Annotated in this window: 19 protein-coding genes; 10 read left to right on the top strand and 9 right to left on the bottom strand. The window is 68.0% G+C overall.

Annotation, left to right across the window (positions count from 1 at the left end; genetic code table 11):
- The first annotated feature begins 171 nt into the window (after positions 1–171).
- The 3 genes from phaR (at position 172) to phbB (ending at position 2,093) form a co-directional block, all read left to right on the top strand.
- The gene (gene phaR / locus EBL85_RS13250) at positions 172–654 is read left to right on the top strand and encodes a polyhydroxyalkanoate synthesis repressor PhaR (protein ID WP_062273069.1); all 483 of its coding nucleotides are present in this window, start codon (positions 172–174) and stop codon (positions 652–654) included.
- Positions 655–842: 188 nt separating this feature from the next.
- Positions 843–1,208, top strand: a complete 366-nt coding sequence (locus EBL85_RS13245) for a phasin family protein (RefSeq protein WP_123139588.1) — start codon at positions 843–845, stop codon at positions 1,206–1,208.
- 144 nt (positions 1,209–1,352) lie between these two features.
- Entirely contained in the window at positions 1,353–2,093 is a 741-nt protein-coding gene (phbB, locus tag EBL85_RS13240; RefSeq protein ID WP_123139587.1) for an acetoacetyl-CoA reductase, read from the top strand.
- Positions 2,094–2,222: 129 nt separating this feature from the next.
- Here the strand turns inward: phbB and EBL85_RS13235 are convergent, their stop codons facing one another.
- Genes EBL85_RS13235 through EBL85_RS13225 form a run of 3 tightly spaced genes read right to left on the bottom strand, consistent with a single transcriptional unit; the run spans position 2,223 to position 5,975 of the window.
- Positions 2,223–3,116: a glycosyltransferase gene (locus EBL85_RS13235; protein WP_123143156.1), complete on the bottom strand. Its 894-nt coding sequence runs from the start codon at positions 3,114–3,116 to the stop codon at positions 2,223–2,225.
- Positions 3,117–3,120: 4 nt separating this feature from the next.
- A complete protein-coding gene (locus tag EBL85_RS13230; protein WP_123143155.1) occupies positions 3,121–4,863 on the bottom strand; it encodes an asparagine synthase-related protein in 1,743 nt (580 codons plus the stop codon).
- The gene (locus EBL85_RS13225; protein WP_123143154.1) at positions 4,851–5,975 is read right to left on the bottom strand and encodes a hypothetical protein; all 1,125 of its coding nucleotides are present in this window, start codon (positions 5,973–5,975) and stop codon (positions 4,851–4,853) included. The genes EBL85_RS13230 and EBL85_RS13225 overlap by 13 nt, the downstream gene beginning before the upstream one ends.
- Positions 5,976–6,083: 108 nt before the next feature.
- On the opposite strand from EBL85_RS13225, the gene EBL85_RS13220 reads away from it, so the two are divergent.
- The 3 genes from EBL85_RS13220 to EBL85_RS13210 are packed head-to-tail and all read left to right on the top strand — an operon-like array spanning position 6,084 to position 9,843.
- Positions 6,084–7,490 (top strand): O-antigen ligase, encoded by a 1,407-nt coding sequence (locus EBL85_RS13220; RefSeq protein WP_123143153.1) that lies wholly within the window; start codon positions 6,084–6,086, stop codon positions 7,488–7,490.
- Complete coding sequence (locus tag EBL85_RS13215) at positions 7,487–8,626, top strand: glycosyltransferase (protein WP_190288087.1); 1,140 nt, start codon at positions 7,487–7,489, stop codon at positions 8,624–8,626. The genes EBL85_RS13220 and EBL85_RS13215 overlap by 4 nt, the downstream gene beginning before the upstream one ends.
- Positions 8,620–9,843, top strand: coding sequence for a glycosyltransferase (locus EBL85_RS13210; protein WP_123143151.1), 1,224 nt, complete (start codon positions 8,620–8,622; stop codon positions 9,841–9,843). The genes EBL85_RS13215 and EBL85_RS13210 overlap by 7 nt, the downstream gene beginning before the upstream one ends.
- Here the strand turns inward: EBL85_RS13210 and EBL85_RS13205 are convergent.
- From EBL85_RS13205 to EBL85_RS13180, 6 genes are all read right to left on the bottom strand, one after another.
- Positions 9,840–10,901, bottom strand: a complete 1,062-nt coding sequence (locus EBL85_RS13205) for an alginate lyase family protein (protein WP_123143150.1) — start codon at positions 10,899–10,901, stop codon at positions 9,840–9,842. The two genes, EBL85_RS13210 and EBL85_RS13205, sit on opposite strands and share 4 nt — an antisense overlap.
- Before the next feature lie 25 nt (positions 10,902–10,926).
- Positions 10,927–12,399 (bottom strand): lipopolysaccharide biosynthesis protein, encoded by a 1,473-nt coding sequence (locus EBL85_RS13200; protein ID WP_123143149.1) that lies wholly within the window; start codon positions 12,397–12,399, stop codon positions 10,927–10,929.
- Between the two features lie 6 nt (positions 12,400–12,405).
- On the bottom strand, positions 12,406–13,806 hold the full coding sequence (locus EBL85_RS13195; protein ID WP_123143148.1) for a Wzz/FepE/Etk N-terminal domain-containing protein: 1,401 nt from the start codon (positions 13,804–13,806) through the stop codon (positions 12,406–12,408).
- Positions 13,807–13,821: 15 nt separating this feature from the next.
- Positions 13,822–14,832 (bottom strand): polysaccharide biosynthesis/export family protein, encoded by a 1,011-nt coding sequence (locus EBL85_RS13190; RefSeq protein ID WP_223806148.1) that lies wholly within the window; start codon positions 14,830–14,832, stop codon positions 13,822–13,824.
- A gap of 31 nt (positions 14,833–14,863) precedes the next feature.
- Positions 14,864–16,249, bottom strand: a complete 1,386-nt coding sequence (locus tag EBL85_RS13185) for a P-loop NTPase (RefSeq protein WP_190288086.1) — start codon at positions 16,247–16,249, stop codon at positions 14,864–14,866.
- Between the two features lie 358 nt (positions 16,250–16,607).
- Positions 16,608–17,666, bottom strand: coding sequence for a sugar transferase (locus tag EBL85_RS13180; protein ID WP_123143145.1), 1,059 nt, complete (start codon positions 17,664–17,666; stop codon positions 16,608–16,610).
- A gap of 393 nt (positions 17,667–18,059) precedes the next feature.
- Here EBL85_RS13180 and EBL85_RS13175 point away from each other — a divergent pair, with 393 nt between their 5' ends.
- From EBL85_RS13175 to EBL85_RS13160, 4 genes are all read left to right on the top strand, one after another.
- Positions 18,060–18,812: a Nif3-like dinuclear metal center hexameric protein gene (locus EBL85_RS13175; protein ID WP_123139574.1), complete on the top strand. Its 753-nt coding sequence runs from the start codon at positions 18,060–18,062 to the stop codon at positions 18,810–18,812.
- A 204-nt stretch (positions 18,813–19,016) separates the two neighbouring features.
- Positions 19,017–19,610, top strand: a complete 594-nt coding sequence (gene petA / locus EBL85_RS13170; protein WP_123139573.1) for a ubiquinol-cytochrome c reductase iron-sulfur subunit — start codon at positions 19,017–19,019, stop codon at positions 19,608–19,610.
- A complete protein-coding gene (locus EBL85_RS13165) occupies positions 19,610–20,854 on the top strand; it encodes a cytochrome b N-terminal domain-containing protein (protein ID WP_123139572.1) in 1,245 nt (414 codons plus the stop codon). The genes petA and EBL85_RS13165 overlap by 1 nt, the downstream gene beginning before the upstream one ends.
- The gene (locus tag EBL85_RS13160; RefSeq protein WP_123139571.1) at positions 20,851–21,582 is read left to right on the top strand and encodes a cytochrome c1; all 732 of its coding nucleotides are present in this window, start codon (positions 20,851–20,853) and stop codon (positions 21,580–21,582) included. Before EBL85_RS13165 ends, EBL85_RS13160 begins: the two co-directional genes overlap by 4 nt.
- Positions 21,583–21,648: the final 66 nt, after the last annotated feature.

The raw sequence follows: 21,648 nt of genomic DNA, 5'->3' as shown, positions 1-21,648 counted from the left end.
GCCGCCCGGGGCGAGCGAGGGCGCAGTGGCAGCCAGTCGTCGATGACTAGGGTAAACTGTGTGCGCAACACCGGTCGCCGACATCGCCGGCGACCATTCCGATGACCCGGAGCGGTTCGGCCGCCTCAGTCTCCAGCCAATCGCAGATCGCCGAACCGGCGACAGGTGTCAATGGACAAATCGCGCATCATCAAGAAGTACCCCAACCGGCGCCTCTACGACACCGAGATCAGTCGTTACATCACCCTGGCCGACGTCCGTGCCCTGGTGATGGGCGGCGTCCCCTTCAAGGTGTTCGACACCGCCAACGATACCGACATCACCCGGGCGATCCTGTTGCAGATCATGCTCGAGGAGGAGAGCGGCGGCGAGCCGCTGTTCAGCGCCAACATGCTGGCGCAGATCATCCGCTTCTATGGCGGCACCCTGCAGGGCACCTTTGCGCGCTATCTCGAGGGCGCGCTGGACGTGTTCGCCAGGCAGCAGCAGGAGCTGACCCAGTCGTGGGCCGATACCCCGCTCGACACCATGACCCGCATGGCGCAGCAGAACGTCGAGCTGTGGGGCGAGCTGCAGCGCGAGTTCATGCGGAGCGCCGGCTTCGATCTCGGTCGTGATCGCGACAAGCCCAAGCCCCCCGACGACAGCGACTGATCCGCCTGCCTTGCCGATCGCGCCCGGTCCACGGGCGTGCCTCAGCGCGGCGTCGGTGTCGCGCCATCCCCGAAGATTGAATTTCGTCAATGCTGAAGATTAAAAAAATCTTCATTGACGCTTCCGTGTACGGGGTCTATTGTGCACTGCAACAAATGCTGCAACGCACAAACCTTCGGAGATGACCCATGAGCACGAACGAAACCTTCAAGACCTTCAACGACATGACCACCAAGGGCATGGATCGCATGACCAGCCTCGGTGAACTCAACGTCAGTATCTTCGAGAAGCTCGCCAGCCGTCAGATGGACGCGCTGAACCTCTACATGGACCACTCGATGCGGCTGATGACGCTTGCCACCGAGTCGAAGGGGTACAATGAGTTCTTCAAGGGCCAGGTCGAGGCGACCAAGGCGTTGACCGAGCGTATGATGGACGAGAGCAAGGCCACCATGCAGGTGCTCGGCGAGACCCGCGAGGAGTATCGCACCTGGCTCGAGAAGAACATGGCCGAGATCGGCGCCGACGTGCGCAAGGGCGTGGCCGCGAGCTGACGTCCGCAGACCGCGCGGTCCAGTACCGGACCGCCATTGACAATGACCCCGGCCGGAGTGCCGGGGCGTTGTGGATGAAGGATGCGGGTCCGCCCCGAGACGGGGCGGACCCGAACGACGACAAGACCTGAGGAGGAAACAGATATGTCTCGTATTGCGCTCGTCACCGGTGGTATCGGCGGTATCGGGACCGCCATCTGCAAGCGCCTCGCCGCCGATGGCTGCGTGGTGATCGCCAACCACCATCCCGCCGAGACCGAGGTCGCCGAGACCTGGAAGCGCGAGCGCGCCGCCGAGGGGTTGGAGTTCGACACCATCGCCGCCGACGTGGCCGATCCCGAGGACTGCGCACGGATGGCCGCAGCGATCGCCGAGCGTCATGGTCCGGTCGACATCCTCGTCAATTGCGCCGGCATCACCCGCGACAAGACCTTCAAGCGGATGGAGCCGGAGCACTGGAACGCCGTCCTCGACATCAACCTCAAGAGCGTCTTCAATGTCACCAAGCCGCTCTGGGAAGGCATGCTCGAGCGCGGTTTCGGGCGTATCATCAACATCTCGTCGGTGAATGGCCAAAAGGGTCAGTTCGGTCAGACCAACTACTCGGCGGCCAAGGCCGGCATGCATGGCTTCACCATGGCGCTGGCTCAGGAAGGGGCCGCCAAGGGTGTGACCGTGAACACGGTTTCGCCCGGTTATGTCGAGACTGCCATGACCCTGGCAATGAAGGACGAGGTCCGCGAGAGTATCATCTCCGGTATCCCGATGCGCCGCATGGCGCAGCCCGAAGAGATCGCCGCCGCGGTCGCCTTCCTCGCGAGCGACGAGACCGCCTATGTCACCGGCGCCAATCTGCCGGTCAATGGCGGACTCTTCATCCACTGAATTCGGACGAGGTCCGGCGAAAAAAACACCATGCCGGACCCCAATGGTCCTACAGAGTCCTCCTCGTCTCTCTCACTATGAGACGTTTGCAGCCCGGCCCCGCGCCGGGCTTTTTTTTGTCTGCCCGAATCAGCGCGCGCGGTAGCGCAGCGCCAGGAGTCGCTTGAGTGCGGCGAGTGTCGGGGTGGTGTTGATCAGCAGCGGCAGCGCGCCCTTGAGGTTGCCGCGGTTGACCAGGCGGAGGAAGTCGCCCGGCGGTAGCGTCTCGCCGGCGAGGCGGCGACGCAGGATCTCGAGCGAGTCGAGGTGGCGCGGGGCGAGCTGGTCGCGATGCTTGGCGACGAAGCGTCCCAGTCCCTCGAGCACCCGGGTACGATCCCCGGAGATGCGTGCCAGCTCGTGGTCCTTGAACTGCACATAGCTCGCCTCGCGCAAGCGGTAGGCGGCGCCGCGCGCCGTCACCAGTCGTACCCAGGTGTCGTAGTCCTGCAGTGCCGGCAGCGCCGGGTCGAAGCCGCCGATCTCGCGCAGCCACGCGGTGCGGGTGAGGATCTGATTGCCCAGCCGGTTGTAATGGAGCATCGCCTCGAGGTCGATCCGCCCGACATCGACCCGGCGGGTGATGTCGCCCCGTGGGGTGCGCTCGCGGACGGAGCTGCTCACGCACGACCACTGCCCTTCGGCGAAGCGTGCCAGCAGCCCGCTCAACCGCCCTGGGAGGAAGGCGTCGTCGTCGTCGAGCCCGGTGATCAGCGCGCCGCGCGCATCGGCGATGGCGCGATTGCGCGCGGCGCAGGCCCCGCCCGGCTCGGGCTGGCGCAGATAGCGCAGCCGCGCGCGTGCCGGGTGCGCCGCGATCCGCGCCGCGGTGTCATCGGTCGAGGCGTCGTCGACCACGATCAGCTCCAGGTGCGGATAGTCCTGGGCGAGTACCGAGTCGATCGCGCGCATCAGCAGCGCGGCGCGGTTGCGGGTCGGCAGGTAGACGCTGATCAGCGGGTGTTCGGCGAGGATCTCGGGCATCGGGTCAGGGCAGGGGTTGGTCGCGCCAGGCGGCGAGCCCGGTCGCGCCGCGCGCCGGGTCGAGCTGGGTGGCGAGGTTGAGCAGGGCGAGCAATTGTGCTCGGGGGCGCTGGTCGGCGGTGTCGAGGAGCGGCCGCCAGGCGCCCGGGTCGAGCTCGGGGCAGTGTTCGAGCTGATGGCGCAGCAGCCCGATGAGCGGTGCCCTCGGGTCGAGGCCGCGTCGGCGTCGGATCAGCTGCTGGAGCCTGCGCGCCGGTCGCGGGTGCGCCTTGGCCAGCGTCTCGAGGCGGTGATGGATGAGAAAACGTGGCGAGCCCAGCGCCCCCGGGACCCCGGCGCGGGGTAGAGCGGCCAGCGTCGGGTCGAGCCGTTCGAGCAGGGCGCGATAGAGCCGGTAGTCGCGCTTGAGCGCGCGCGGCGCGGCGAGGGCGGCGCGCAGGAAGGGCAGTGAGTAGAAGGGAGTGAGGCTGGGGAACCAGTGACGGTTGCGGTCCTCGCCCTCGAACAGCCAGCGCCGGGCGCGCTCGTGGATGAGGAAGCGGGCATGGAGGGCGTTGCCCTCGTCCTCTGGATAGGCGGCGAAGTGCGCGCGCAGGGCGCGCTCCAGGTCCGCACGCTCCAGTCCCGTCAGGGCGGCGCACTGATCGAGGGTGAAGCGTCCGCGGCGCGCCACGATGTAGTCACAGGCCGCGCGCGCGTCGCGCAGCGCCAGCCCGGCGCCGAGGTCGGGCAGCAGCTTGTCGCCGCCGTCGCCGGTGACATAGCTCATCGTGCTGCCGTAGCGCGCGCGGAGGTGATCGAAGAAGGGCAGGTGGAAGGCGAGATCGAGGTCGTTGAGTCCCTGCTTGATCTGCAACAGTCGCAGATAGTCGGCGCCGGTGCTGGGCGGTACCTCGAAGCAGTGCCAGGGGCGATCGAGGTGTTGCGCGACCGTCGCGGCGAGCCGTTGTTCGCTCGCGGCATACCAGCCGGCGCGCGCCATGCTCGCGCAGCTGAAGGGGGTGCCGGTGGCGGCGAGACCGGCGGCCACCGTGCGCGAGTCGAGCCCGCCGCTGAGCGCCAGCACCGGCGTGTCGGCGCGTCTGCTCAGTCGCTCACAGGCGGTGATGAAGTGATCGGCGAGTACCGCGGCCTGTTGGTTCAGGCTCGCGTCGCTGTGCGGCGTCTCGACGCTGAGTCGCGCCAGGGTGCGGCGCTCGGTGTTGGCCCCGGCGTCGATCCGCAGCAGCGTCGCCGGGGCGAGCAGGGCGATGGCGCGCCACGGCGTGCGCTCGCCCAGACCGTGACCGAACAGCAGCATCTCGGCGGCGCCCAGCGGGTCGGTGGTGCGATCGGGGTCGGCGGCGACGGCGCGGGCGATGTCTCGGCTGACGAGGATGGCGCCGGGGCGCTCGAGCAGATAGAGCGGGCGGCGTGCCAGCAGGTCGTTGACGATCAGCCAGCGCTCGCTCGCCTTGTCGTGGATCAGCAGCACGAAGTCGCCGTCGAGCGTCTCCAACGTTGCGCCGGCCGCCGCCCAGTCCTCGTCGAGCAGTGCCTCGACCAGGCGTCGTGGCGGTGCGTGGTCGCAGCCCTCGATCCAGCCGTCGAGCAATACCCGTGTGCGATGATCCTCCCAGCTGCGCGTCGGCTCGCTCGCCGTCGGGTCGAGCTCGAGTAACGCGCCGGGAGCGGCGAGCACCGACTCTCGGGGTGTGAGTCGGTGCAGCCGCTGCGCCGGGTCGATGCGCAGCGTCAGGCCGGACATGGCGTGGTGGTCTCCGGTTCGAGGTCGGCGAGTCGGCGGGCCAGTCGGTCGGCGAGTTCAGCCGTACTTGCCTGCTCCGCGACCGCGAGACCGAATCCGGGGACACCCGCGAGGTTGCGCTCGAGCAGCGTGGTCAGATCGGCGCTGTCCGGGTCGGGATGTGCGTAGTCGCTCATCGCCTCGAGCGGCCCCATGCCCCCCAGATAGAGCCGCTCGATGGCGACCAGCTGGCGCAGCAGGCGCGTCGCTGCGAGCGGTGCGCAGTCCTGCCGCTCCCCGGGGGCCAGCACGAAGAGCGCGTCGGGCCGGGCGCTGGAGAGGATCCGCGCGCTTGGCAGGTGTCTGGTCAGGTCCTGGGGGAAGGCGGGGTTGATCAAGGGTTGCAGCAGCGGTTGCAGCTTTTCGCTGATCGTTCGCGAGGCGACGTGCTGCAGCCGGTCGAGCAGCCGCCGCAGCGGCTGCGAGCGGATCGTTCGCGGTGCGTCGGGGCCGTCCAGCCGTTCCGCCAGCCAGGGCAGGGCGCTGAGATGATGGCGGCGGATGACCAAGCGGTGTTCGAACAGGTGCGCCCGTCCCTGGTGCAGCAGCAGCTTGTCATCGGCGAGATAGTCCCAGCCGCGATCGAGCAGCTCCAGTGTCAGGTGGGTCTTGCGGCTGCGTCTGGGGCCGAGCACGAGTGCGGTGCGACCGTGCGGATCGCGCAACGCCGCGGCATGGAGCAGCAGCCCGCCGCGCCGGGTCGCGCTAAGATGGATGGCGAACAGCAGCGCGTTGTAGAAGCGCTTGATGGCCCCGGCGCGGCGCGAGACCAGGAGGCGCACCGGGGTGCCCGGGTCGAGGATCAGGTCGGGATGGCCGCGATGGCTGTAGAGTAGGACGCGCCGCCCCTCGAACCAGACCGTGGAGACCTGTTGAGGGGCGACCCGCGGGGTGAGTTCGCGCAGCATGGCTGCGCTCTCCGGCAGCGGCGCGCAGAGGACGTCGGGCGCACCCCCGGTGGGCTCGACCCGGAAGTGGCCGAGCCGCTTGCGCACCACGGCGACATGGCTTGTGGAAAGCTGCTGCAGCCGAACATGGACCAGTCGGTGCAGCTCGAGTTCGAGATCGGTCATGCGAGGACATCCACGACAAACTGGTTGCAGCATACATCAGGGCGTGACCGACCATGACTCCGGCCTTGCCGGGCGGCGGGTCTGGGCGAACGCCACGGGCAGGGTGAGATGAGACGATCGAGCAGAGCCGCCGCCAACCCGCTGTGGGGCGGTTTCATCGTGCTGATGGTGGTCGCGACCCTGCTGCCGCTGTGGACCCCCTGGCCTGCGCTTGCGCTGCTCCCGGGGGTCGCCCTCGGCGCCCTGGTGCTGCTCGGGCGCGCGCCGAGCTGGGGGCTCTACGCGATCGTCTTCCTGATCCCCTTCGGTAACTTCCGCCAACTCGGCGGTCCGCTCGCGGACGTCAAGATCCACTGGGTGCTGGCGCTGGTGTTGCTCGTGGTGCTGGCGTTGCGATTGCTTCGCGAGCAGCAGGCCGTCGGCCTGCTGCGCTCCAATCTGTGGCCCTGGTGGGGGCTGTTTCTCGCCGTCAGTCTGTTCTCCACGCTGTGGTCGGCCTATCCGCTGGAGGCCGGTCAGCAGGTGGTGCTGACCCTGGTGGCGATGGCCTTCTTCGCCCTGGTACTGGTCTTTCTCGATGCCCACGCGCTGGTGCGACAGCTGCCGGTGGTGATCGTCGCTTCGGTCTCGCTCGGCTCGATGTTCGCGCTGATCGGCTATCTGTTCGGTGTGTCCTGGTTCGCGATCGAGGTGGGTGACGACTTCACCCGCAGCACCGGCGTGACCAGCGACCCCAACAATCTGGCGATGCTGATCATCTTCGTGTTGCCCTTCGTGGTGTTCTGGCTGGCCCATGGCCGTCGGCCACTGGTCCGGCTGGCGGCGCTGGTGCTGCTGGCGATCAACCTCGGTGCCATGGTGGTGAGCTTCTCGCGCAGCGGCGGGCTGGTGACGGCGCTGTTGCTGGCGACGCTGCTGGTGGTCAATGCGCGCGGACTGCGTCCGCGTCATCTCGGGTTGCTGTTCGCCGGCGGGGCGATGGCGTTGCTGGTGGCGTTGCTGCTGGTGCCGCAGGGTTACTGGGAGCGTCAGGCGACGCTCACCGCCTCGGACACCGACCGCTCGATCAACCGTCGTGCCTCCTATCTGGTGGTGGCCGGCGATGCCTTCGAGCAGCGCCCGCTGATCGGGCACGGCCCGGGCACCTTCCGCGAACTCTATGCCAAGACCGACTGGGCGCAGCGTTTCGATCGCGAGGGCGCGACCAATCGTCGCTTTGCCCACAACACCTATCTCGAGGTGGTGGTCGGCACCGGGGTGCTGGGGTTGATCTGCTTTCTCGGCCTGCTGGCGGTGGCGGCGCGCAACCTCTGGCTGGCGCGTCGGCTGTTGCTGGCGCGCGGTGATCCCTATCATGCCGCGCAGGTGTTGCACTATCTGCTCGCCTTCCTCTTTCTGTTGCTCTACATGGCGATGTTCAGCGACGTGTTCCAGAAGTACATGCTGCTCTCGCTCGGGGTGTCGCAGCTGTGGCTGCGCTTCGCGCTCAGCGTCGCGGACGAGGGGACGGGGTGACGGTGTCGCTCGTCATCCTGCTGTCTGTCGCTGCCGCCATAGCCATCGCTGCGCTACTGGCGCTGCCCGCGCTGCTGACCCTGCTGCCCGAGCGTGAGCCGGGCGCGAGGCTGGGCGGCGGATTGCCGGGGACGGTGTCGCTGATCGTCCCGGTGCACGGCTCGGGCGCGGCGCTCGCGGCCAAGCTCGACTCGCTGCGTGGTCAGCGCTGGGGTCCGGGTCGGCTGGAGCTGATCCTCTCGCTCGACGGTCCGGTCGCCGACCTGCCAGTACTCCCCGACCTGCCCGGGGTCGATTGCCGGGTGCTCCGCAACCCGCGTCGCGGTAAGTACGGTGCGCTCAACGCCGCGGTCGCGGCGAGTGCAGGCGAGTTGCTGCTGTTCTCCGATCTCGACGCCCGACTCGCCCCCGGTGCGCTGGCGGCGATGGTCGCGGTCTTCGCCGAGGCCGATGTCGGCGCCGCCTGCGCGCGTGTCGCGGTCGATCGTGAGGACGGGCTGATGCAGGCGCGTTACTGGGACCACGAGAGCCGGCTCAAGGCGCGCGAGATGGCCCGGCTGGGCTCGATCACCGCGAGCAACGGCACCCTGCTGGCGATCCGGCGCGTGCTGTTCCGACCGATCCCGGCAGGCGTGGTCGACGACCTCTTCGTCGGGCTGTGCGCCGTCGGCGCCGGGCGGCGCTTCGTCTTCGTGCCCGAGGCGGTGGCGCTGATGCCGCCGCCGGCGCGCACCCTGCGCCGGGTGTTCGCGCGTCAGCGGCGCATCGTCTGTCGCGGGCTCAACGCGCTGCGCCACTGTCCGCAGGCGCTCTCGGTAAGACGCCACGGTCGTTATGCGCTGGCGCTGATCGCGCACAAGGTGTTGCGCCGCGCCTTTCCGCTGGCGCTGGTGCTGGGGCTCGCGGCGCTGCTCGCGCTGGCGCTGCGCGACGGCGGCGGCTGGCTGGTGCTGGCGCTGGCGGCGCTGGGCGGGCTCGGGGGCGCGCTCGGGCTGGTCGCGGCGCTCGGGCTCGATCGTGACCCCGGGCGCTGGCCGCGGGTGCTGACGCTCGCCCCCTGGGCGCTGTGCGTCAACGCCGGGATCGCGATGGGCTGGTACGACTTCCTGCGCGGGCGGCGGGTGACCCAATGGTGAGGGTCGGCTATCTGGTCTCGCGCTTCCCCACCTTCACCGAGACCTTCGTGCTCGACGAGATGCTCGCGCTGGAGGCGCTGGGCGCCGAGATCACCCTCTTTCCGCTGCTGCGCGAGCGCCCGCGCGCCACCCATCCGCAGCTGGCGCACCTGCGCGCCGAGGTGGTCTACAGCCGCTTCGTCTCGGGGCCGATCCTGCGCGCCAACCTGGCGCTGGCGCTGCGCCGTCCCTGGCGCTATCTGCGCACCCTGATCGAGACCTTCGCGCGGGTCGCACCCAGCCGCAATTTCACCCTGGGCGCGGCCGGGATCTTCCTCAAATCGGTCTATATCGCCCGCGAGGCCGAGCGTCGCGGCATCGGTCGGCTGCACGCGCACTTCTGTACCCATCCGACGCTCGCCGCCTGGATCGCGCACCGGCTCACCGGGGCGCGCTACAGCTTCACCGCGCACGGCAGCGATCTCCACGTCGATCAGACCATGCTCGCCGAGAAGCTGCGTCGTGCCGACTTCGCGGTGATGATCTCGCGCTACAACCGCGACTTCACCCTGGCGCGGGTGGGCGCGCGCTGGGCCGAGCGGCTGCGGGTGATCCACTGCGGTATCGACACCGGCGCCTTCGCCCCGCTGCCACCGCGCGCCGATGCCGGCGACGGGGTGCTACACATCCTCTGCGTCGCCTCGCTGCGCCGGGTCAAGGGGCATGTCCATCTGCTGCGGGCCTGCGCCCAGCTTGCGGCCGAGGGGCGGGACTGGACCCTGACCCTGGTCGGCGATGGTCGGCTGCGCGCCGAGCTGGAGGCCGAGTGCCGGGCGCTGGGGATCGCCCCGCGCGTCCGTTTCCTCGGCCAGCTCACCCGGCCCGAGGTCACCGCCTGTCTGCGCGATTGTGACGTGGTGGCGTTGACCAGCGTGCAGGACGCCCGGGGGCGGCGCGAGGGCATCCCGGTGTCGCTGATGGAGGCGCTGGCCGTCGAGCGCCCGGTGGTGGCCAGCCGGCTCTCGGGGATCCCCGAACTGGTCGAGCACGGGCGCACCGGCTTGTTGGCCGCGCCGGGCGAGCCGGCCGCGATCGCCGCGGCCCTGGCGCGGGTGGCCGATCATCCAGAGGAGGCGCGCGCGCTGGCACGCGCCGGGCGCGCGCGGGTGCTCGCCGAGTTCGATCTGTCCGACAACGCCGCGCGGCTCCATGCCGCGTTGGCCGCCTCACCCGGCTAGTCGCTCGGCGCCCAGTCGGCGTGGGTCCAGTCGGTATAGCCGATGTTCTTGCCCGGGCGGCTCGGCACCGGGGCGGGGAAGTCGCGGTGATAGAAATGATTGATCAGGTGCGGCTGCCAGGTGTCGTCGCCCTCGGCGGGGAAGTCGGCCTGCTGGTGCAGCCACTCGAAGGCGCGCAGCAGGGCCTGGTCCTGCCAGGCGAAGACGTCGTAGCCGGCGCGCTCGAGGATCACCGCCTGGGCCAGCGCGCCCTGCAGGGTGGAGTAGATGTAGTTCTCGTGCGGTGGCGGCCAGTCGAAGGGGCCGCTGCGTCTCAGCCCCTCGGCGATCGCGCCGTCGATGCTGTGGCCCGCGCGCTGCGCGCCCGAGGGATTGATGCCGACCGGGCGGCGCGGATCGGCCTGCCAGTCGAGGTCGCCGTAGCGGAAGTCGGCGTAGGCGGCGCGGTCGCCGAGCCAGCCGCGGAAGATGCGCGCGACCTCGGCGATCTCCTCGGGCTCGTCGAGATAGACGGCGATCGCCAGCCGGGTGGCGCCGGCATAGGTGCCCCAGCCATTGGGACGACGCTCGTGGGTCTGGCGCAGGGTCCGCCCCTCCGACATCGGGACGTCGCGCACCCGCGCCAGCCAGTCGCGAAACAGCGCGTCCTGCTCCGCAGTGAGGCCGACCAGATCGGCGGCGAGGACATAGGCCATCAGCTCGCGCCCGAGCGCGAGCGAGCTGGCGCCCTGCTCGCTGCCGATGATGTCGAGACAGGCGCGGCGCACCGCCGCGGCCATCAGCGGGTCGCCGGTGCGGGCGTGGACCAGCGCCTTGGCGAAGACCCGCACGTTGCTCGGGTCGTTCTGATCGGAGAGGTCGGGGTCGGGCACCAGACGCTCGGCATCATCGCGCACCGCCTCCCAGGCCGCGCCCGTGGTCGGCAGTTCGGCAAGTCGCGCGCGCGCGATCCAGGGACCGGCGGCGAGGCGCTCCATGTCGGGCGGTGGCGCGGCCCGGGGCAGGGCGGGGACGAGCAGCACGGATGCCAGCAGCAGGCGATGAACGAGACGTGACATGAGGCCCCCTCTCGGGTTCGGTGGATCAGCGCCTGAGCCGCAACAGCCGTCGCCAGGGCAGCGGCGAGAGCAGCGCGAGCCGGGTGCGCGCGAGCCGGTGGAGCAGCAGCAGCAGAGCGATGTGGACGAGGATGCGCAGCGCCGTCGCCACCGGGCCATGCCCCAAGGGTAGCAGCGACAGCGTCCAGATCAGCGTGCCGTTGAGGACGAACAGCGGCCAGATCCAGTCGAGCTGGCGCCGCTCGCTGCGCTCGAGGTGGTCGAGCTGTGGGCGCAGGATGCGCCGAAACAGCATGAACAGCAGCGCAAACCCCAGCACGCTGGCGCCGGCGATGCCGGGCAGTCCCCAGCCCAGGCGCACTGCCAGCCAGGCGCTCATGCCCTCGCCGACGAGCACCACTGGGACCAGCAACGCGGCACGACGCTGCTGCTCGAAGGCGACCACCAGGCTGCGCAGCACCAACGCGAGGGCGAGGAAGTGGATCCCGCAGGCGAGGATCTGGGTGGGGACGATCGCCGCCTGGTAGCGCGGCAGCAGCCAGTCGATCGCCAGCGGGGTGGCGAGGGCCACCGGGCCGATCAGCAGCGGCATCAGGAAGACGGCGTTGAGCGCCGGGCGCAGCAGATGTTCGCGCAGCAACTGGTTGCGGTCGGCGTCGGCGAGTTCGCCCATCAGCCGCGGTTCGAGGATCTCGCGGGCGGTGCCGGGGATGTTGCGCAGGAAGCCGACGATCATCACCGCCACCCCGTAGTGACCGAGTGCACCGGCGCCGAGCAGCACCCAGGCCATCACCCGATCGGCGGTGACCACCAGCATCATCGCCAGCTCCAGACTCATGATCGGCCAGCCACGCCGGATCATATCGCCGCCGAGCCGGAGTGGTCGCGCCGGCCAGCGTGGGACGATCCCGGCCTGCTGCCAGAGCAGCACCCCGACCGCAGCCTCGGTGATCAGCAGCGACAGCAGCAACCCGGGAAAACCGAGTGTGGGCAGCAGCGCCAGGGTAGTGGCCAGCAGCAGCGCGGACTCGAGATAGTTGGCGCGACCGATCAGGTCGAAACGGTGACGCGCCTTGAGCGCGGCGAAGGCGGTGTGGTGCCAGGCCTGGAGCAGCACCACACCAGCCATTGCCGTCAGCCCCAGACGCAATGCCTCGCCCTGGCCGCCGCGCAGTGCGATCAGTATCAGCGCGCCGGCCACCAGGAGGTCGAGCAGCAGGGTGGTGAGGATGGCCCCGGAGACCAGCGACTCGGCGCGTTCGCCCTCGCCCCGGGCGAGGTGCCAGGGGTAGTAGACGCGCAGCGTGGTACGCGCGCCGAGATGGGCGTAGCTGGCGTATTGCGGGACCAGCTTGAGCAGGGTCCAGACCCCGAACAGCTCGGGGGTGAGCAGTCGGGGTCTGAGGAAGGCGGTGATGGCGCCGATCAACTGGCGAGTGATCTTGCTCGAGAGATAGCGGGTCAGGGTGGTGCTGAAGTCGGCGCGGCGTGGCTCCATCGCGGGCTAGCGCGGTGGCGGTTGCGATGGCTCGGGAGACGGTGCGTTGACCGCCGGGATCGAGAACAGCAGCGGCAGGCCGGAGAACTGCTCGACATCGCGCGCGGTCTTGAAGGTGTGGTCGAAGAACTCGCGCACGAAGCCCAGGCTGAAGCCGGTGACGAAGCCGGCGAGCAGCCCGATCACCAGCAACACCGGGCGGTTGGGGAAGACCGGTTGGCCGGTGGAGAAGGCAGGGCTGAGGATGCTGACGAAGAACAGCGACAGGGTGGAGTCGACCCCGGCGTTGATCTCGGCCTCCTCGCGACGCTTGAAGAAGGTGCCGAAGGACTGGCGCAGCAGCTCGGCCTCGCGGCTCAGCCGGTCGCTCTCGATGCCCTGGCGCTGCAGCTCGAGGTTGCGCGCCTCGATCTCGGCGAGGCGGCGCTGCAGGATCAGCTGTTGCTCACGCAGTGCGGCGAACTCGCTGTCGAGCTGGTCGCGATAGTCGGCCACCTCCTGCTTGAGCTGCTCCATGGTGGTGGCGATCTGGGTGTCGATCGCCGCGACCGCGTGGGCGTCGGGCTCGTAGTGGCGCGCGGTGCGGCCGCGCTCGATGCGCAGGTCGATGATCCGCGCGGCGATCTCGGCGACGGTCTGGTTGGTGATGAAGGCGTAGTTGCGCAGATGGTCGGTGGCGAGGGTGCGATCGAGGTGCTCGAGCTGTTCGCGCAGGGTCACGGCGCGGGTGTCGAGATCGAGCAGGCGCTCCTCGACGTTCTGCTTGATCAGCAGGTTGAGCTCGATCTCCTTGGCCGGGTTGGGGGTGCCGGTGGTGTTGGCCAGCTCGATCAGCGCCTGTTCGGTGGTGCTGATCTGATCGCGGAAGCGCTCGACCTGGTTGACGAAGAAGTCGACCGTGCCCTCGGGGTAGAGGATCTCGGCGCGCCGCTCGATATAGGCGGCGAGGATGGCATCGAGGATGATTACCGCCGCGGTGGCGTCGGCATGCTGGAACTCGACGTTGATCACCCGCGAGTCGGGCACCAGCTCGATCTGCAGTCGGTTGCGCACGCGGTGCCAGTCGAGGGTGTCGCCGAGTTCGGGGTGGCTCTCCTTGAGTCGGGCGATGGCCCCTTGCTGCACCGCCGGCGAGCGCAGCAGCTCACGCTCGGAGCGCAGGTCCTCCTCGCTGACCTTGAACGAGCGGACCTCGGTCTCCTCGAGCGACTGCGGGCTGCGCTGGAGTTCGCTGGCGCGCAGCAGGATCGCGCCCTGCGCCGAGTAGATCGGCGGGGCGAGGAAGGCAATCGCCGCGGCGGCGAGGAACACCGCCAGGGTGGTGAGCAGGATCAGTCGCTGCTGGGCGAAATAGATCTGCAGCAGTTCGCGCAGATAGTTCTCGGTACGAAGGTGGGGACGTTCCACGTCAGCTTGTCCTGGTCAGAGTTCGTCGATCGAGACGCTCTCGACGGTGATGTGCCAGCCACGGAACATCAGCGCCTCGCTCACCTGTCGGGCGATCTGCGCGGCCTCGCTGATGCGGGTGCGCGGCACGAACACCAGATCGTCGGGCATCAGATAGAACATCGGCTTGCGCCCGCCGAGCGCGCCGGAGCGGCTGAGATCGATACGGGTGGCGATCACCTTGCCCTGATGATGACGGGCGACGATCACCGAGTCGAGCTGGGCATCATCGTTGTAGCTGCCGGCCAGCGCCAGCGCCTGCGCCACCGAGATCGGCTTGACGATGGTGAAGGCGCCCGGCTCGTTGACCGCGCCGAGCACATAGACCAGCGAGCCTGAGTGTCGCTCGAGGAAGAGGTCGACGTGCAGCCCGGAGATCAGCTGTTCGTAATCGCGATTGAGCTCGGTGTTGAGCGCCTCGATGGTGCGCCCGGCGGCCATCACCTCGCCGACCATCGGGAAGGTGACATAGCCGTCGGGGCGAACCGTGACCAGACGGCTGAGTCCGCGCGGAGCGGTGTGCAGATCGCGCTTGAGCTCCTTGATGGCGGACTGGAACTCGGGCACCTGGACGTAGATCTCGGGGTCCTTGAGGATGCCGGCATAGGCCTTTTTGAGCTCCTGCTCGACCTGCTTCGGGGTCTTGCCGACGACATAGTACTCGCCGATGTAGGGCAGGCTGATCATGCCGTTGGGGCGGACCAGCTGCTCCTCGTTGAGCTCGGGGGTGTAGATGAACTTGACCGCGACGGTGTGATCGACCGAGATGTTGAAGGTGTCCTTCTCCAGCCAGGTGCGGATCTGGAACAGCACGTCGAGGGTGTCGCCGGGCGAGACGGTGTACTTCGGCATCAGGTCGAACTTCTCGCCCTCGGTGAAGGAGAAGGACTGACGCGCGACCACGACCTCCTCGTCGACCTCGAGTACGGTCTGCTGCTGGGCGCAACCGACGAGCAGCATCAGCAACGCGAGGACGAGGACCGGCAAGGCCGGCGTCGGCCGGGATCGGGATCTGGACTCAGGCATACAGCCCCCTGGGGATGTAGTACTTGCGCTTGTTCAGCACCGCGCCGAGCAGCCGCGCCCCGGCCGATTGCAGCCGATCCTGGGTGTACTGCATCACCTCCCAGCGGGTGCGCTCGCTCTCGATCACCAGGATCACGCCGTCGAAGGCGGTGGCGCCGATGGTCAGGTCCTGCTCGCCGAGGCTGCTGGGTCCGTCGATCAGCAGCAGATCGTAGCGCTCGGCGCCGGCGCCGCGCAATGCGTCGAGACGGGCGCGCAGGCGCTGCGGGTCCTGGCGTACCAGCATGTCACGCTGATGGAGTCCCAGGGTGACCAGGTCGAGCCCCGGGGTGTCGGTGGGGCGGATGACCTCGTCGGTCTGGGCCCGCCCGGCGCAGAACTCGCACAGCCCGGGGCCCTCGTCGGTCTCGAACAGGCTCGCCAGGTGTGGGTGAGTGGGGTTGGCGTCGACCAGCAGCACTCGCAGGCCGATGTCCTGGACCCCGGCATAGGCCAGTTGCAGCGTCACCGTGGTCTTGCCGGCGCCGTCGTTGCAGCTGCTCACCAGCAGCGAGCCGAGCGGTGGCTGCTGGCGCAGCCGGATCAGGCACGAGGCGGCCGTGTTGCGGTTGAGGGTGCGTGCAAGCTGGAGCGGGTCGAGTGCCTGGGTGTTGTCCGGCGCCGGCGTGTTCGAGGCCGGCGTGTCCGGCGGTCGTGACGGCGGTGCGTCGTGGTCCTCGGCCCTGGTGTGCTCGGTGTGTGCGAGGGTGGAGGCCGAGAGCCGCTGCTGATGGGCGACGAAGTAGTCCGGGGACTCGGCGTACCACTTGCCGAGCGCCTCGATCGGGGTGTGGGCGCCGAGGATCGGTTGGGGCTGATGATGGTTGTAGTCACGCGCCGCCTGGCGCAGTGCCCGCTTGAGCGGCTGGGCCTCGAGCCTCTCCTCGGCGCCGTCGAGACGCGCCTCGAGCAGGGTATCGAAGCCGTGCAGCAGGGTCGTCGCGCTGACCGGCTCGGCGGTCTCCTGATGATGGGCGATGTCGAGGCTCTCGCACAGCTGGGCGAGCGCCTCGGTGTCGGGCAGCATGGCCCCGCCGTCGCTCTGGTCGGACGGGGTGATGGTGATCAGCTCGCGCACCAGGATCGGACAGGTCTTGAGCAGTGTCTTGAGAAAGGCGCGGGTCGCGGCCGGGCTGAGCTCGTGGGTGACGCGCACGAACAGCCAGCGGGTGGCCTGGTCGATGGCGACGAAGAGATACCACGGGCGCGGGTCATCGACCGGCTGGGGCAGTGTGCGGGTGGCCAGGTAGAGTCGACCGGGCTGGACGTGGGGCGAGGGGCTGGGCGCGGACTCGACAGGCGTCGCGGGGGGGGCGATCGTCTCGCTTGCCGGTGCCATCGGCGTGCTCGTGGCTGCGCGCTCCTCGACCAGCGTTGATGTCGGGGTGGCGGCGACGCTGTCCTGGCGGGGGACGTCCAGGCCCTCCGCGGCGCGCCCGCCGTCCTCGCTCGCCGGGGCCGATGGCCGTTGTGCGCCGGGTGCTTCCGTGTTCGGGGCGTTCGTCTCGGGTCCGTCCTGGGGCGAGGGTCGCGCCCTGTCTGCGCTGGACGATGAGCGTTCGTCAGGGGTGATGGAGTCAACGCTCAACGGTGAATGCGGGGGTGTCATGGATGCGTCCATCTCCAAGAGGTGCGTCTGCTGTCCGTGGACCGCAGTGGGGTACCTGCCGGACTCGACTGGAGGTCGATGACCCAATTTAACAGAGGCTGGAGAGCAGGAAGTATTTTTGGAGCTTGAAGGCGTTCAAAGGTGTCGCCGGTCGGATCTGCAGCACATAGTCATGATAGCCCTCCAGCCCGGGGCTGGGACGCTGCATGGTCAGCTGGGCCTCGCACCGCACGATCCGGCGCTTTCTCGCGCTGCCGCCGGGGTGACTGGCCTGGCGTTCGAGTCGCAGTCGCGCGAGCTGGGGTGGGGGCTGGTGCCCGGGCGGGCAGCGGATCAGCACGGCCTCGTCGTTGAGGTCGACGAGCGTGCAGGCACAGGCGTGCTCCTCGTCTTCGAGCCACACCAGGGTGTTGTCCGGTGCGATGCGTTCGCGGAGGCGCCGTTCGTCGCGTACGCGCTTGCGCTGCAGTCGTTGTCCGAGCGCGGCGAGCAGGGTGCGCAGGAACCTCAGGCCGAGCGCCCACAGCGCATAGGCCAGCAGTTGCAGGTCGTTGCCGATGCGCTGGTTGCGGATCAGGTAGAAGCTGTCGATCAGCGAGCGGATACGCTTGGGGCTGCCGTGCGGGGTGAACAGCTGGGCGTAGCCGATCAGCCCGGGACGGGTCTGGAAGCGCAGGTCGTAGCCGGGGATGTCGCGACACAGACGCTCGTAGATCTCCGGGCGCTCGGGGCGTGGTCCGATCAGGTCCATGTCGCCCTTGATGACGTTGATGAGCTGCGGCAGCTCGTCGATCCGGGTCTCGCGCAGGAAGTGCCCGATCGGGGTCTCGAGCCGTTGTCCGCGTCCGAGCAGGGTGGCGCCGATGATGCGGTCGGCATCGGGCTTGAGGGTGCGGAACTTGTACATCGCGAAGGGGCGCTTGTGACGCCCGAGGCGGATGCTGGAGTAGAACACCGGACCGCCGTCGGCGAGCTTGATGGCGATCGGGATCAGCACGAACAGCGGTGCGGTGCAGATCAGCAGCAGGGTGCCCACCAGAACGTTGAGCACCAGACCGGTGAGGGTGTTGAGCTTGCGATAACCACCGCTGAAGCGTGGCTGGGGGGCGACGTGCTCGGCGGGGGAGCGGGGAACCTGTGCGTGCATCGCTACCGGACTAGTGCGCTGTCGGTCCACGGCATCCGATGCCGGGTCTCCAGCATGTTGTTGTGAGCTGCCGCGACGATCAAAGCAATCATCATGCTCTTTTCGTGTGCCGTCGGTCGGCGCCTGTCCCCGGCATGCTAACGCGCCAGATCAGCGAGTAGAAGAGCAAAAAATACGCCGAAGCTAACCGATGAATGTTATGGTTTGCGGGTCCCTTGTCCCTGCCGTTCCCGGGGCGTTCGTTTCAGCGACGCCACGAGGCCTGCCCGCGAGCGTGCCTGTCAGTCTGTGACAGGATCGTCCGACAGGTGGCCTGCCGGCTGTCGGGATCGCGTTGCGCGTGGATGATGCCGATGCGCGCCGTCTCAGGATCGACTCTCAGAGGTAAGCGTCATGTGCCAGCCGCACGAACTGGTCGCTTTCTGCGATCAGTTGCTCGATGCGTCGGCCTTTGCCGACTACTGTCCCAATGGTTTGCAGGCCGAGGGGGAGCGCGAGATCGCTCTCCTGGTGAGCGGGGTGACCGCCAGTGCAGCGTTGATCGAGGCCGCCTGCGACCTCGATGCCGACGCCATCCTGGTCCATCACGGTTGGTTCTGGAAGAACGAGCCGCCCTGCCTGACCGGGATCAAGGGGCGACGTGCAAGGACGCTGCTCAAGGCGGGGATGAGCCTGATCGCCTATCATCTGCCGCTCGATGCCCATCCCGAGGTGGGCAACAATGCCACCCTGGGGCGTGAACTCGGCATCCTCGACGCGGCGCCGGCGTCCGTTGGTGGTGGCTTGCTGTGGACCGGTCGACTGGCCGCGGCGCAGGCCCCCGAGGCCGTCGCCGCGCAGGTGGCCGAGCGCCTCGGGCGTGTGCCGTTACTGGTCGGCGAGCACGCTCGAGCGGTCGAGCGCGTGGCCTGGTGCAGCGGCGGAGGGCAGGGCCACATTGAACTGGCGGCCGACTTGGGGGTCGATCTGTTTCTGAGCGGAGAGATCTCGGAGCAGACCACCCATCTGGCTCGCGAACTCGGGCTCTCGTACCTGGCTGCGGGACATCATGCGACCGAGCGTTATGGTGTCCAGGCGCTCGGTACACGGGTCGCCGAACACTTCGGATTGCGCCATCAATTCATTGAGATCGCCAACCCGGCCTGAGTGCCTGGTGTGGTTAATGTGGTAAAATGGTGCTTTTTCCGAGTTTTTCTTGACCCGTCGCGTCAAGATCAAGGAAAATGCGCGGTCGGTTCTGTAGCCAATCGTCATATTCTTATCTTCCATCTAAACCTTTCGTCCAATCTGCGTGTGGTGTCTGCCTGAATGCCGTCGGCAGCCTCCGCACCAGTCGGGGGTAGCTAGCCTATGAGCGCGCAAGGCGTGAACAAACTGAGGCGACGAGTACTCGTCGCTGCGACCAGCGCGGTCGGTGCCGTCGGTGCCGGCTTCGCTCTCGTCCCGTTCGTCTCATCCATGAACCCGAGCGCGCGCGCCCGGGCCGCGGGTGCGCCGGTCGAGGCCGATGTCAGCAAGCTTGAGCCCGGTGCACTGCTGCGCGTCAAGTGGCGCGGCAAGCCGGTGTGGGTGGTGCACCGCACGCCGAAGATGCTCGAGGCACTGGCGAGCAACGATCCCAAGCTGGTCGATCCGGGCTCCGAAGTGCCGCAGCAGCCCGAGTACTGCCAGAACCCGACCCGCTCGATCAAGCCCGAGTATCTGGTCGCCATCGGCATCTGTACCCACCTCGGCTGCTCGCCGACCTACCGCCCCGAGTTCGCCCCGGAAGATCTCGGCGCCGACTGGAAGGGTGGCTTCCACTGTCCCTGCCACGGCTCGCGCTTCGACCTCGCGGCACGCGTCTTCAAGGGTGTGCCGGCCCCGACCAACCTGGTCATCCCCAAGCACACCTACCTCAACGACACCACCATCCTGATCGGTGAGGATGGAGGAGCTGCCTGATGAGTGCGGAAAAGACTGAAAACCTCGACTGGCTGAACCAGCGCTTCCCGCTGGCCAAGACCTGGCGCGCGCACGTCGCCGAGTACTATGCACCGAAGAACATGGGCTTCTGGTCCATCTTCGGCTCGCTGGCGCTGCTCACCCTGGTGATCCAGATCCTCACCGGCATCTGGCTGGCAATGAGCTACAAGCCTGCCGCGACCGAGGCCTTTGCCTCGATCGAGTACATCATGCGTGATGTCGACTGGGGCTGGCTGATTCGTTACATGCACTCCACCGGTGCCTCGGCCTTCTTCATCCTCATCTACCTGCACATGTTCCGCGGGCTGATGTGGGGGTCCTACCGCAAGCCGCGCGAGCTGCTGTGGATGATCGGCCTGGTGCTCTACCTGGTGATGATGGCGACCGCCTTCTTCGGTTATCTGCTGCCCTGGGGCCAGATGTCCTATTGGGGCGCGCAGGTCATCGTCAACCTGTTCGCCGCCGTGCCCGGCATCGGCGAGGACCTCTCGGTCTGGGTGCGTGGTGACTATGTGATCTCCGACGCCACCCTCAACCGCTTCTTCGCCTTCCACTTCCTGCTGCCCTTCGTGCTCGCCGCGCTGGTGTTCCTGCACATCGTCGCGCTGCATCACGTCGGCTCCAGCAACCCGGACGGCATCGAGATCAAGAAGGGCCCCAAGGGCAACCGCTGGGACAAGAACGCCCCGGCCGACGGCATCCCCTTCCACCCCTACTACACGGTCAAGGATCTGGTCGGCGTTGCCATCTTCCTCGCGCTGTTCTCGCTGGTGGTGTTCTATGCCCCGACCATGGGCGGGCTGTTCCTGGAAGCGCCGAACTTCCAGCCGGCCAACCCGCTGCAGACCCCGGCGCACATCGCTCCGGTGTGGTACTTCACCCCCTACTACGCGATGCTGCGCGCAGTGCCGCCGATGTGGGGTTCGCAGTTCCCCGGCGTGGTGGTGATGTTCGGCGCCATCCTGATCATGTTCCTGCTGCCCTGGCTCGACCGCAGCCCGGTCAAGTCGATCCGCTACAAGGGTCCGATCTTCAAGGCTGCCCTGGGTATCTTCGCGGTGACCTTCGTGGTGCTGGCATGGCTCGGCATGCGCCCGGCCTCCGATCTCTCCACGTTGCTGTCGCAGATCTTCACGGTGCTGTACTTCGCCTTCTTCCTGCTGATGCCGATCTACAGCTCGCTGGACAAGACCAAGCCCGTTCCTGAGAGGGTGACCTCATGAGAAAACTGATCATCGCCACCCTGCTGCTGCTCTCGCCGGTCACGCTGCTGGCCTCGGGTGGGGGCGCGCATCTGGAAGACGCCGACATCGATCTGCACGACAAGGCCTCGCTGCAGCGCGGTGCCAAGTACTTCGTCAACTACTGCATGGGGTGTCACTCGCTGCAGTACATGCGCTACAACCGCATGGCCGAGGACCTGGGCATCGACGAGATCTCGCTGCGCGAGAACCTGATCTTCGGTGATGCCAAGCCGGGCGACCTGATGACCAACTCGATGCGTCCCGAGGACGGCGAGAAGTGGTTCGGCACCGCGATCCCGGACCTCACCCTGGTGACGCGCTGGCGTTCGCCCGACTGGGTCTACACCTACCTGAAGAGCTTCTACGTCGACGACACCCGTCCTTACGGCGTCAACAACGTGCTCTTCCCGCTGGTCGGCATGCCCCACGTGCTCGGCGGCCTGCAGGGTGTGCAGCAGCCGGTGATGTCCGAGTCGCATGACGGCGGCGAGGCGATCGCGGTCGGTGTCGAGCTGGTCGAGGAGGGCACGCTCTCCACCGAGGAGTACGACACCATGGTGCGCGACATCACCGCCTTCCTGACCTATGCCGGGGAGCCGATGAAGCTCGAGCGTCAGCGTCTGGGGCTCTATGTCCTGCTGTTCCTCGGCGTGTTCTTCCTCATCGCCTACTTCCTGAAGAAGGAGTACTGGAAGGACATCCACTAGTCGCTGACTCGTGGAGCCCGGTCGCACGAGGCTGAACTCTGCGACCCTCGAGGCCCGTCACTAGAT

It is taken from the genome of Marichromatium sp. AB32, from assembly GCF_003718675.1.
In the GTDB taxonomy this organism is placed as follows: Bacteria; Pseudomonadota; Gammaproteobacteria; order Chromatiales; family Chromatiaceae; genus Marichromatium; species Marichromatium gracile.
The sequence above is the reverse complement of the archived record's forward strand: the minus strand, read 5'-3'. Positions and strand labels throughout refer to the sequence as shown.

Coding starts and splice junctions, on each gene's coding strand:
- phaR (WP_062273069.1), top strand. CDS start 172: ATGGACAAATCGCGCATCATCAAGAAGTACCCCAACCGGCGCCTCTAC.
- EBL85_RS13245 (WP_123139588.1), top strand. CDS start 843: ATGAGCACGAACGAAACCTTCAAGACCTTCAACGACATGACCACCAAG.
- phbB (WP_123139587.1), top strand. CDS start 1,353: ATGTCTCGTATTGCGCTCGTCACCGGTGGTATCGGCGGTATCGGGACC.
- EBL85_RS13235 (WP_123143156.1), bottom strand. CDS start 3,116: ATGCCCGAGATCCTCGCCGAACACCCGCTGATCAGCGTCTACCTGCCG.
- EBL85_RS13230 (WP_123143155.1), bottom strand. CDS start 4,863: ATGTCCGGCCTGACGCTGCGCATCGACCCGGCGCAGCGGCTGCACCGA.
- EBL85_RS13225 (WP_123143154.1), bottom strand. CDS start 5,975: ATGACCGATCTCGAACTCGAGCTGCACCGACTGGTCCATGTTCGGCTG.
- EBL85_RS13220 (WP_123143153.1), top strand. CDS start 6,084: ATGAGACGATCGAGCAGAGCCGCCGCCAACCCGCTGTGGGGCGGTTTC.
- EBL85_RS13210 (WP_123143151.1), top strand. CDS start 8,620: ATGGTGAGGGTCGGCTATCTGGTCTCGCGCTTCCCCACCTTCACCGAG.
- EBL85_RS13205 (WP_123143150.1), bottom strand. CDS start 10,901: ATGTCACGTCTCGTTCATCGCCTGCTGCTGGCATCCGTGCTGCTCGTC.
- EBL85_RS13200 (WP_123143149.1), bottom strand. CDS start 12,399: ATGGAGCCACGCCGCGCCGACTTCAGCACCACCCTGACCCGCTATCTC.
- EBL85_RS13185 (WP_190288086.1), bottom strand. CDS start 16,249: ATGGCACCGGCAAGCGAGACGATCGCCCCCCCCGCGACGCCTGTCGAG.
- EBL85_RS13180 (WP_123143145.1), bottom strand. CDS start 17,666: ATGCACGCACAGGTTCCCCGCTCCCCCGCCGAGCACGTCGCCCCCCAG.
- EBL85_RS13175 (WP_123139574.1), top strand. CDS start 18,060: ATGTGCCAGCCGCACGAACTGGTCGCTTTCTGCGATCAGTTGCTCGAT.
- petA (WP_123139573.1), top strand. CDS start 19,017: ATGAGCGCGCAAGGCGTGAACAAACTGAGGCGACGAGTACTCGTCGCT.
- EBL85_RS13165 (WP_123139572.1), top strand. CDS start 19,610: ATGAGTGCGGAAAAGACTGAAAACCTCGACTGGCTGAACCAGCGCTTC.
- EBL85_RS13160 (WP_123139571.1), top strand. CDS start 20,851: ATGAGAAAACTGATCATCGCCACCCTGCTGCTGCTCTCGCCGGTCACG.